10 protein-coding genes are annotated in these 8,432 nt (G+C 41.5%); 5 read left to right on the top strand and 5 right to left on the bottom strand.

All coding sequences use genetic code 11. From position 1 onward, the window contains the following. Both F891_RS15295 and F891_RS15290 read right to left on the bottom strand, forming a co-directional pair. Positions 1-547: helix-turn-helix domain-containing protein (locus tag F891_RS15295; protein ID WP_005264373.1), on the bottom strand; the 547-nt coding region annotated here is incomplete at its 3' end. Positions 548-627: 80 nt separating this feature from the next. After that, positions 628-1,329 (bottom strand): IS1 family transposase, encoded by a 702-nt coding sequence (locus tag F891_RS15290; RefSeq protein ID WP_004282341.1) that lies wholly within the window; start codon positions 1,327-1,329, stop codon positions 628-630. Positions 1,330-1,466: 137 nt separating this feature from the next. Here F891_RS15290 and F891_RS15285 point away from each other — a divergent pair, with 137 nt between their 5' ends. From F891_RS15285 to F891_RS15270, 4 genes are all read left to right on the top strand, one after another. Then, positions 1,467-3,434: an AI-2E family transporter gene (locus tag F891_RS15285; protein ID WP_005264370.1), complete on the top strand. Its 1,968-nt coding sequence runs from the start codon at positions 1,467-1,469 to the stop codon at positions 3,432-3,434. Between the two features lie 281 nt (positions 3,435-3,715). Next, on the top strand, positions 3,716-4,813 hold the full coding sequence (locus tag F891_RS15280) for a catalase family protein (RefSeq protein ID WP_004782578.1): 1,098 nt from the start codon (positions 3,716-3,718) through the stop codon (positions 4,811-4,813). 213 nt (positions 4,814-5,026) lie between these two features. Then, entirely contained in the window at positions 5,027-5,473 is a 447-nt protein-coding gene (locus F891_RS15275; protein ID WP_004281784.1) for an SRPBCC family protein, read from the top strand. 11 nt (positions 5,474-5,484) lie between these two features. Further along, a complete protein-coding gene (locus F891_RS15270) occupies positions 5,485-5,865 on the top strand; it encodes a DUF488 domain-containing protein (protein WP_005264367.1) in 381 nt (126 codons plus the stop codon). 78 nt (positions 5,866-5,943) lie between these two features. On the opposite strand, the gene F891_RS15265 is transcribed toward F891_RS15270, so the two are convergent. From F891_RS15265 to F891_RS15255, 3 genes are all read right to left on the bottom strand, one after another. Then, positions 5,944-6,645 carry an IS1 family transposase gene (locus F891_RS15265; RefSeq protein WP_004282344.1) on the bottom strand — a complete coding sequence of 234 codons (702 nt, stop codon included), beginning with the start codon at positions 6,643-6,645 and terminating at the stop codon, positions 5,944-5,946. Between the two features lie 173 nt (positions 6,646-6,818). Further along, on the bottom strand, positions 6,819-7,133 hold the full coding sequence (locus tag F891_RS15260) for a putative quinol monooxygenase (protein ID WP_004281786.1): 315 nt from the start codon (positions 7,131-7,133) through the stop codon (positions 6,819-6,821). A 9-nt stretch (positions 7,134-7,142) separates the two neighbouring features. After that, positions 7,143-7,736, bottom strand: coding sequence for an NAD(P)H-dependent oxidoreductase (locus F891_RS15255; RefSeq protein ID WP_005100727.1), 594 nt, complete (start codon positions 7,734-7,736; stop codon positions 7,143-7,145). Positions 7,737-7,927: 191 nt separating this feature from the next. Here F891_RS15255 and F891_RS15250 point away from each other — a divergent pair. Next, the coding region (locus tag F891_RS15250) for an IS5-like element ISAba31 family transposase (RefSeq protein ID WP_005264364.1) at positions 7,928-8,432 on the top strand (505 nt) is incomplete at its 3' end.

Here is an 8,432-nt window from a genome sequence, read left to right as displayed (position 1 = left end):
TTTCCGCCTCACAGAAGCGCAGATGCAACAGCTTTCCAGTGGCATCATCGATATAAACCAGCAAGCAGCACTTAGCAGCGCGTCCTTCGAACCAGTCATGATATGAGCCATCAATCTGGATTAGCTCACCGAAGCAATCCCGGTTATAACGTGGCTGATATGGACGTTTAAGGCGCTTGGATCGTGGAATCCAGAGGTCATTTGCAGTCATCCAGCGCCGAAGCGTTTCTACCGGGATATTCAGGTCAAACATGCTGCTGAGCTTCTCATGGGCCAAGGTAGGTCCAAATCCCAGCAGATGTTCAGAAATAATGGAAAGACATTTTGATTTTAATAAATCGTCATGGCGATGATGGCCCGGTTGACCACGACTGGCATGCGCCATACTTGAAACACCATCTTGATTGAGCTTCTGTAATAACCGGGTAATTTGACGGGTTGAAAGATTAAGGATTTCAGCAGCACGGACTTGTGTAATACGATGATCTCGAACGTCTTGCAGAACTGCAAGACGTTGAATTTCTTTGTCAGACATAGTGATCAGCATCTATATTTATATCCAGTCCATGATGGTGAAAACCATCATAAACTAGACATTTTGGTGGTGTTTCAAAAAGTATGCTGGCATTAAACGAATCCATTATTGATATAAAAGAACACTAAATCAAAGGCTTTGAAATGATTTTCAAGCTTTTTGGAGAAGTTGCAGCTTCTCCTAAAGCCTCGCCTGATTCGATGCCGTAATCGACAATTATTGCCTTCTATACCCACAGTGAAAAATTTACCAATCAACTGTTTGCATTCTTTAAAGGTCGTAACAAAGCTATCCCAATGGTCACTTGATATACATGTATAGCTTACACCTAACTGCTTCAATTTTAATTTAAGTCGTTTTGCAGTGGCTAAATCTCGGTTACCCCATACATAAGCAACAATTTCACCTGTTTCTCGATGATAGGCATAAATTAGCCATTGTTTATTTTGCTTATGACCAACAAAAGTCCAAAACTCATCTACTTCAAGGGTTTCATAATGACTTTGCTGTGCTCGAAGTTGATATTTTGATTGGCTAAGTGTCCGTAGAACTTTACCGATACTTACTCTTTCAATTTCTGCTATATCCCTGACACCACTGCCTCGCACCATGAGGTGTAATATTTTGGTTTTGATACCTGAGTGACAGCCTTGATAACTGAGAGCATGATCACCAATAAATTGACGTCTGCATATTTTACATTGGTAATTTTGCTTACCATCTACTTTTGTGCCATTTTTCTTTATACTGTCACTTAGGCAGGCTGGACACTTGATTTCTAGAGTTATTCGCATTTCTCTATTTTATCAAAATCCAACCTGCTTTTTTTCAGCATACTTTTTGAAACACCACCAAAAGTTTTACTTCTGGGCCGAGTGTATGGGACGGCGCCATCACGACCATTGATACGGTAGAAAGTTCGATATAGGACGTGACTCCAGTTGAACAAACCCAGGGGGTGCAGCAGGTGCAGGTGGTTGGGCAGCAAGCCAGTACCACTGAAACGGCAATGCAGTGGGGCGCGAGGATCTTTCATCCCTTGGCCACAGTCGGGATTGTTTTTCTGTTTGTGGTACTGATTTTACTCAGTCGCAAAGACTTGCATGACCGTTTGTTGAAATTGCTGGGCGGCAATTTAAACGTCGGTACAGATGCACTGGATGATGCCGCAGACCGGATTGGAACCTATTTGCGGATGCAGTTGTTGGTGAATGTCACTTTCGGTATTCCCATGGCGGTGGGCTTATGGCTGATTGGTGTGCCTGCTGCGATTATGTGGGGAATTGTCGCGATCGGAATGCGCTTTTTACCCTATGTCGGGCCCATGATCTCGGCCTTATTTCCCATTACCTTGGCATTTGCGGTTGATCCGGGCTGGAATATGGTGCTCTGGACCATTGGGCTGATTCTGTTACTCGAGCTGATTAGTAACAATGTGATTGAACCGTGGTTGTATGGCGAAAGTACCGGTCTTTCCACTTTGGCGATTATTCTTGCGGCGACATTCTGGACTACGCTATGGGGGGCTGCTGGACTGATTCTCTCGACGCCATTGACGGCGTGTTTATTGGTATTGGCTCACTATATTCCGGCATTGGGATTTATCAAAACCCTGATTGGTAGCGAACCGGTACTGACGCCACCGGAACGCTTTTACCAGCGCCTAGTTGCCGATGAAGTAGAGGATGCCCTTGAAGTTGCCCAGGATTATATTCAACAGAAATTGCCGAAAAAGCCCAGTGAGGAAGTCGTCGTTCGTAAGGTCAATGCCTTTTATGACGACGTTGCCATTCCCGCCATTCGTTTGTTTTCGCAAGGACATAGTACCGAAGCCAGTGCCGAGCACCGTTTAAGAATGCATCAGGGCTTAAAGTTGTTTAATCATGATTTCCAGCAAAAGTACCCAGCTCCAAATACAGCTGGTCCTGCGCAAGTGGTGTGCTTGGGGGTGCGTTGGGAAATTGATGTATGGGCATCTTCCATGTTGGCCCATGGTTTAAACTTAAGAAAAATTGCCGCGCAAAGCCATAATGAAGTACTGATTCAATCAAAAATGGATGTGCTTGAATCCTTGCCAGAAAATACTCAGATGCTTTGCATTTCCATGTTTTATCGGCAGCCTTTGGCACAAATTCGCTTGTTGAATCATCGCATCCGTAAACGTCTGCCGAATATTAAAATTATTTTTGCCACCTGGGGCAATGTCAGCGATGAATTGCGGGACGAGATTCAAAACCGTTTTCAACCGGATGCCGTGGTATCCACGGTGAATGAATTGATGCTGAGCATTGATGCGCTGATGCTACAACAAGGTAAAAATCCTGCACGTGAATTGCTTGCGGAAAATGAACCGGAACGTTTGGCGGCCTTGCATGAACTGCAATTGCTTCAACCTGAAACTTTACTGATTTATCAGCAGTATATTGAAGAAGCCTGCCAGGCATTTAACGTGAAATATGCGCAAATTTCCCTGGTTGATGAAAAATGGGTGAATACCCCAGCCAGCCCGCTGGCAGATGAAAATCAAAATCCGATAGAGGCACGCATTCCCCGGGAAGAATCCATTTGTACCCATCTGGTTCATCAGAATGAAGCACTGATTATTGAGGATATAGACCGAGATCCGCGTTTTACCCATAACCCGGAGTTAAACAGAAATAAAATCAAATTTTATGCCGGTGTACCTTTACGTACTAAACAAGGTCTGGTGTTAGGCAGCTTTTGTGTTCTGGATAAGCAAATTCGGCAGATGAGCGAAGATGATCTGGTGTTATTAAACCAGCTTGCAGACGATTTAATTCAGACACTGACGAGTGACAAGGCGCAAACCCAAAAGCTAGAGGAAATTGCCAAGTTACAACAAGCCAAGGGTGGCTCTCTTCAGGATTTTTTAAGCTAAAAAAAGGCTAAAAGCGAAAACAAAACTCATCTTCCTGGAAAATGAGCTGGATCTCCCGACGAAGCATAAGCATGAAACTTGCAAAGTTAAATCACTTTTCAATTTTTGACGTGCTCTATTTTTTCACCTCATCGGTCTTTGACTCGGTCTGCATGTCGTATTTACCAAAGACCCTCAAAGCATTAACCAATGAATTAACTTGTAAAGCGAACTCCTTGTTAGATTAATACAAAAAATTCAGTGCAATTGATCCATATTCAAAAAATCAAAAGGAAGCAAGTATGAGTGCGAATTATGTGAACTATCGTCCCGAAGTAGAGCAAAAACAGGAAAATGAAGAAGAGGATATTCTGCATATTACAGAACAGATGGCACAGACCAATAACCAGGTTTTTGACCGGCACCGTCATGCGGTTCGTGATGCACATGCAAAATCCCATGGTTTCTTAAAAGGCATTTTGACCGTTCCTGAAAATTTGCCGGCTCATTTGGCTCAAGGGATTTTTGCTCATCCGGGCTATTATGACGTGATGGTACGTCTATCGGCTGCGCCCGGCGATCTGCATAGCGATAAAACTCCGGCTCCGCATGGTTTCGCCCTTAAAATTTTAAATGTGCCGGGACAGCGCTTATTGCCGAATGATCCAAGCGATGGTCATCATCAGGATTTTCTGATGGTCAATATTCCGGTGCTGACTTTTGGAACAGTGCGTAAATATAAGCAAATGCTGCCTTTTATTACGGAAGCAGAACAGGCGCCTGAACCGGTTATGCGTAGCTTGCGTCAGGTGATGCGCGGCGTAGATTATCTGGTAAATCGCGCAGGCTTTCCCGCACCTGCAAGCTTAAAAGGTCTGGCGCGTAGCCAGCATCATGTATTGGGCGAAACCTATCATAGTATGGCAGCGCTTCGTTATGGCGATTATATTGCCAAAATCAGTGTCGCACCCGAATCTGACTCGGTGAAGAAACTCACCGGTATCCAGATGCAAATCAATGATGATTCCGCTATTCGTGACATCGTCCGGGATTTCTTTCAGAAGAATACGGCAGATTATGTGATTCGTGCGCAGCTATGTACCGATTTGAGGACTATGCCCGTCGAGGATGCGGCTGTGCTGTGGAAAGAACAGGAATCACCGCATCAGGTCATTGGTCATTTGCACTTTCCCCAACAGGATACTTTCAGTCCGGCACGTCGGGTGTATTCCGATGACGTGCTGTCTTTTAACCCTTGGCATGGCGTGACAGAACATCAGCCATTGGGTTCCATTATGCGGGTGCGTATGCAGGCATATGAACGTTCATCGTCTTTTAGGCATCGCATGAATACCCAGCCGCGTACAGAACCGCATCAGATTGATGACATGCCGGATTAAGGGGTTTATGTTCGGATGCCAGAATTAAATTAAAGCTATCTGCTTGAGCACAGCTGTTTTTAATGTAGAAATATTCTGGAAGCTGTTGAGCATTTTTCAGTAGAGCTAAATGCAGTGAAAATCCACTCTGAATGTCATACCAAAGCCATACAGAGCCAGGAATCAACAGCAGTAGACTTAAGCACACAAAACAACAAAAAGTGAGAAAAACAAATGCCCAGTACAGTCAAACTTCACCGTGTATTCACTGCACCCCCAGAACGGGTGTTTAGAGCCTTTACAGATCCTGATGCCTTGGTGAAATGGATGGCGCCGCATGGTTTTACCGCCAAAGTCCATCATCTTGATGCGAAAGTGGGAGGCAGCTATAAAATGTCCTTTAGCAATTTTACCACCGGTACCAGCCAGTCTTTTGGCGGAACCTATCATGAAATTATGCCTAACCAGTTGTTGCGCTATACCGACCAGTTCGACGACCCAAACTTACCCGGTCAAATTGACGTCACGATTCAGCTCCACCCGGTTTTTGTGGGCACGGAAGTGCATATCACCCAATCGGGTATTCCAGATGTGATTCCGGCAGAGGCCTGTTATCTGGGATGGCAGGAATCCTTGCAATTGCTGACTTTATTGGTCAATGCCGAAATTCCAGATCAATAAATAGATGACCCATGCAAATTCAAATCAAGCGTGCCTATGCCGAAGTTTTAGCGTCAGATGGTAAACGGATTCTGGTCGATCGACTTTGGCCCAGAGGCATCAAAAAGCAGGATGCTCAAATTGATATGTGGCCCAAGGAAATCACGCCCTCGACTGAACTGCGCAAATGGTACGCGCAGGATCCTGAACATTGGGAGATATTTCAACAGCGCTATACAGCGGAACTTGTTCAGCAAGCCAAGACATTGCAGCAAATTCGGAAGATCGCTGAGCAGGAACAAGTCACTTTAATTACTGCAGCCAAGAGCATAGATTATAACCATGTGATTGTACTGAAAAGCTTTTGGAACAAGGCTGATCTTTATCTTGTCTGCTTTTATTCCATGGAATAAGTAGGGTTTTAAGCAAGAGATTGACTTGTAAAATGCTATAGTAGAGTTTTTGGTGGTGTTTTAAAAAGTATGCTGACATTAAATGAAGCCATTATTGATGTAAAAGAAGGTTAAGTCGAAGGCTTTAAAATGGTTTTCAAGCTTTTTGGAGAAATTACAACTTCTTCTAAAACCACGCCTTATTCGATGCCTTATTTTGCAATTATTACCTTCAATTCCTACAGTAAAAAACTTACCAATACTTTGCTTGCAGTTTTTAAAAGCAGTGATGAAACTATCCCAATGATCACTTGCAATTCGGGTGTAGTGAATACCTAATTGTTTAAGCTTTGTCTTCAACCTTTGGACTGTAGCTAAATCTCTCTTACCCCAAACATAAGCAACAATCTCACCTGTTTCTCGATGGTAGGCGTAAATAAGCCATTGTTTATTATTTTTATTTCCAACAAAAGTCCAGAATTCATCTACTTCGAGAGATTCATAATGACTTTGTTTAGGCTGAATTTGATAGGCCGATTCAGTTAAAGTCCGTAAGACTTTACCGATACTAATGCGCTCAACTTCAGCGATATCTCGTATACCGCTGCCTCTGACCATTAACTGTAATATTTTACGAGTAATGCCAGAATTACATCCTAGATAGCTCAGAGCATGGTCACCAATAAACTGACGTTTGCAGTCTTTGCATTGGTAGTTTTGTTTCCCATCTACTTTGATGCCATTTTTCTTTATACTGTCACTGAGGCAGGTTGGACATTTGATTTCTAGAGTTATTTGCATTTCTCTATTTTATCAAAATTCAACCTGCTTTTTTTTAGCATACTTTTTGATACACCACCGACATTTTTATTGGTGAGAATATAGACACTTTAAATGGGTTCTAACATTTTAGATTCGTATAACGTGTATTATGTTAATTTTAGAGAAACTCATAAATGAATATAATAATTTGATTAAAATCCATTCTCTAAAATTCGGATATCAACACCAAGAACATCATCTTTTATCTTAAAGTGATGTTCTTGCATATGTACGGTTGCAAGGTGGGAATCTAAATGCTTGATACTTTTCCATTTTTCCAACATAACGACTGTATTTTTCAATGGCGCCTGATAAGACGCATGACTCTCATGATTAATAAGTAATTCGTAACCAAAACAACCATCTTCTTCAAGCACTGTTGGTGTGATCTCCTTGAATGAATTGATTACATGTTGCAGATGCTCTGAACCGGGTTCTATTTTAATTTCAGCAATAATTGTTAACATCATTTACCTCTATATCACTGATGCAGGAAAATTACGGATCAAATGTTGGCGATAGTCATCTTTTATTTGTGGTACGTTTGGTGCTTTGATGACGTCATGAGCAATAAATGTTGACATGCTTTGCATACCAAGAAACTCATTGGCTTTTCGAAAAGGCAAATAAACCCCATCTACACCTCTCCCCTCAAAAAATTGTTTTGGATCAGTGAATGCTTCAGCAGGTGCATTCCAAGTTAATGACAGCATAAATTTTTTGCCATGCATTAAACCTCCCGAACCATATTTTTTAGAAGTATCCGAACGTGAACGACCATCATTTGCGTATATATGACCATGACCTTCAGTAAATACATCATCAATATATTTTTTTACTGTCCATGGTGCACCCATCCACCAGCCTGGCATTTGATAAATAATAGCATCAGCCCAAAGATATTTTTTTACCTCCTCTTTTGGATCAAAAGCACTATCAGCACGCGTAACTTTAACTTTATGACCTAATTCGGTTAATACTTCTTCTGCTAAAATTGTCAAGGTATCATTCAATTCACCATTAGAATGGGCAAAAGTTTTAGCACCATTGATAATTAAAATATTATTCATCTTCATCCCAAATTAAATAGAGAAGTACAATATAAATTTAAGATCCATCAACATAAATGCAATTATTAACAAAACATTATTGATTAATTGTTAATAATTAAAATTGATATATAGGGTGTGTTGACACTTTTAGCTTAAAAAAATAGCGAAGTAGTAAAATCAAATCGCCAAACCCAATTTTACTATTCGCTATGCCTCGTACCATGCTGACAGATCAACACTGGCAAAAGTTGAAAGTTATTCTGCGTAATTTATCCATTCACCACAACTCAAATTTACGCAATTTTATTGAAGCTATTCTCTATAGAATTAGAACAGGCTGTCCGTGGCGAGATATTCCTTCCTGTTTTGGTCATTCAAACTCTATTTTCAAACGTTTTAATCGTTGGTCAAGCAGCGGTAAGTTACTTAGATTATTCAAATTACTAGCCTCATGCCCCGATATGGAGTGGATTTTTATTGATGGCTCTCATGTACGTGCTCATCAACATTCTGCCGGCATAGCGAATCAATCTATTTCTAAAAGTGTAGGAGGAAACTCCTCAAAAATACATTTGATTGTTGATGCACATGGCAATCCTATTGATTTCATGATTACCGATGGAACCACACATGATGTTAAAGTTGCACCTGATTTAATATCAACATTAGATTTAAAAGAGACAAAAGTGGTATGCGCAGATAAAGGCTATGATT

The organism is Acinetobacter sp. CIP 101966 (assembly GCF_000369725.1).
Taxonomy (GTDB): Bacteria; Pseudomonadota; Gammaproteobacteria; order Pseudomonadales; family Moraxellaceae; genus Acinetobacter; species Acinetobacter lwoffii_Q.
This window is presented reverse-complemented; position numbering and strand designations above follow the sequence as displayed.

Excerpts from the sequence above, each read along its gene's own strand:
- F891_RS15265 (WP_004282344.1), bottom strand. The coding sequence starts at position 6,645 with ATGCAAATAACTCTAGAAATCAAATGTCCAACCTGCCTCAGTGACAGT.
- F891_RS15260 (WP_004281786.1), bottom strand. The coding sequence starts at position 7,133 with ATGTTAACAATTATTGCTGAAATTAAAATAGAACCCGGTTCAGAGCAT.
- F891_RS15275 (WP_004281784.1), top strand. The coding sequence starts at position 5,027 with ATGCCCAGTACAGTCAAACTTCACCGTGTATTCACTGCACCCCCAGAA.
- F891_RS15255 (WP_005100727.1), bottom strand. The coding sequence starts at position 7,736 with ATGAATAATATTTTAATTATCAATGGTGCTAAAACTTTTGCCCATTCT.
- F891_RS15270 (WP_005264367.1), top strand. The coding sequence starts at position 5,485 with ATGCAAATTCAAATCAAGCGTGCCTATGCCGAAGTTTTAGCGTCAGAT.
- F891_RS15290 (WP_004282341.1), bottom strand. The coding sequence starts at position 1,329 with ATGCGAATAACTCTAGAAATCAAGTGTCCAGCCTGCCTAAGTGACAGT.
- F891_RS15280 (WP_004782578.1), top strand. The coding sequence starts at position 3,716 with ATGAGTGCGAATTATGTGAACTATCGTCCCGAAGTAGAGCAAAAACAG.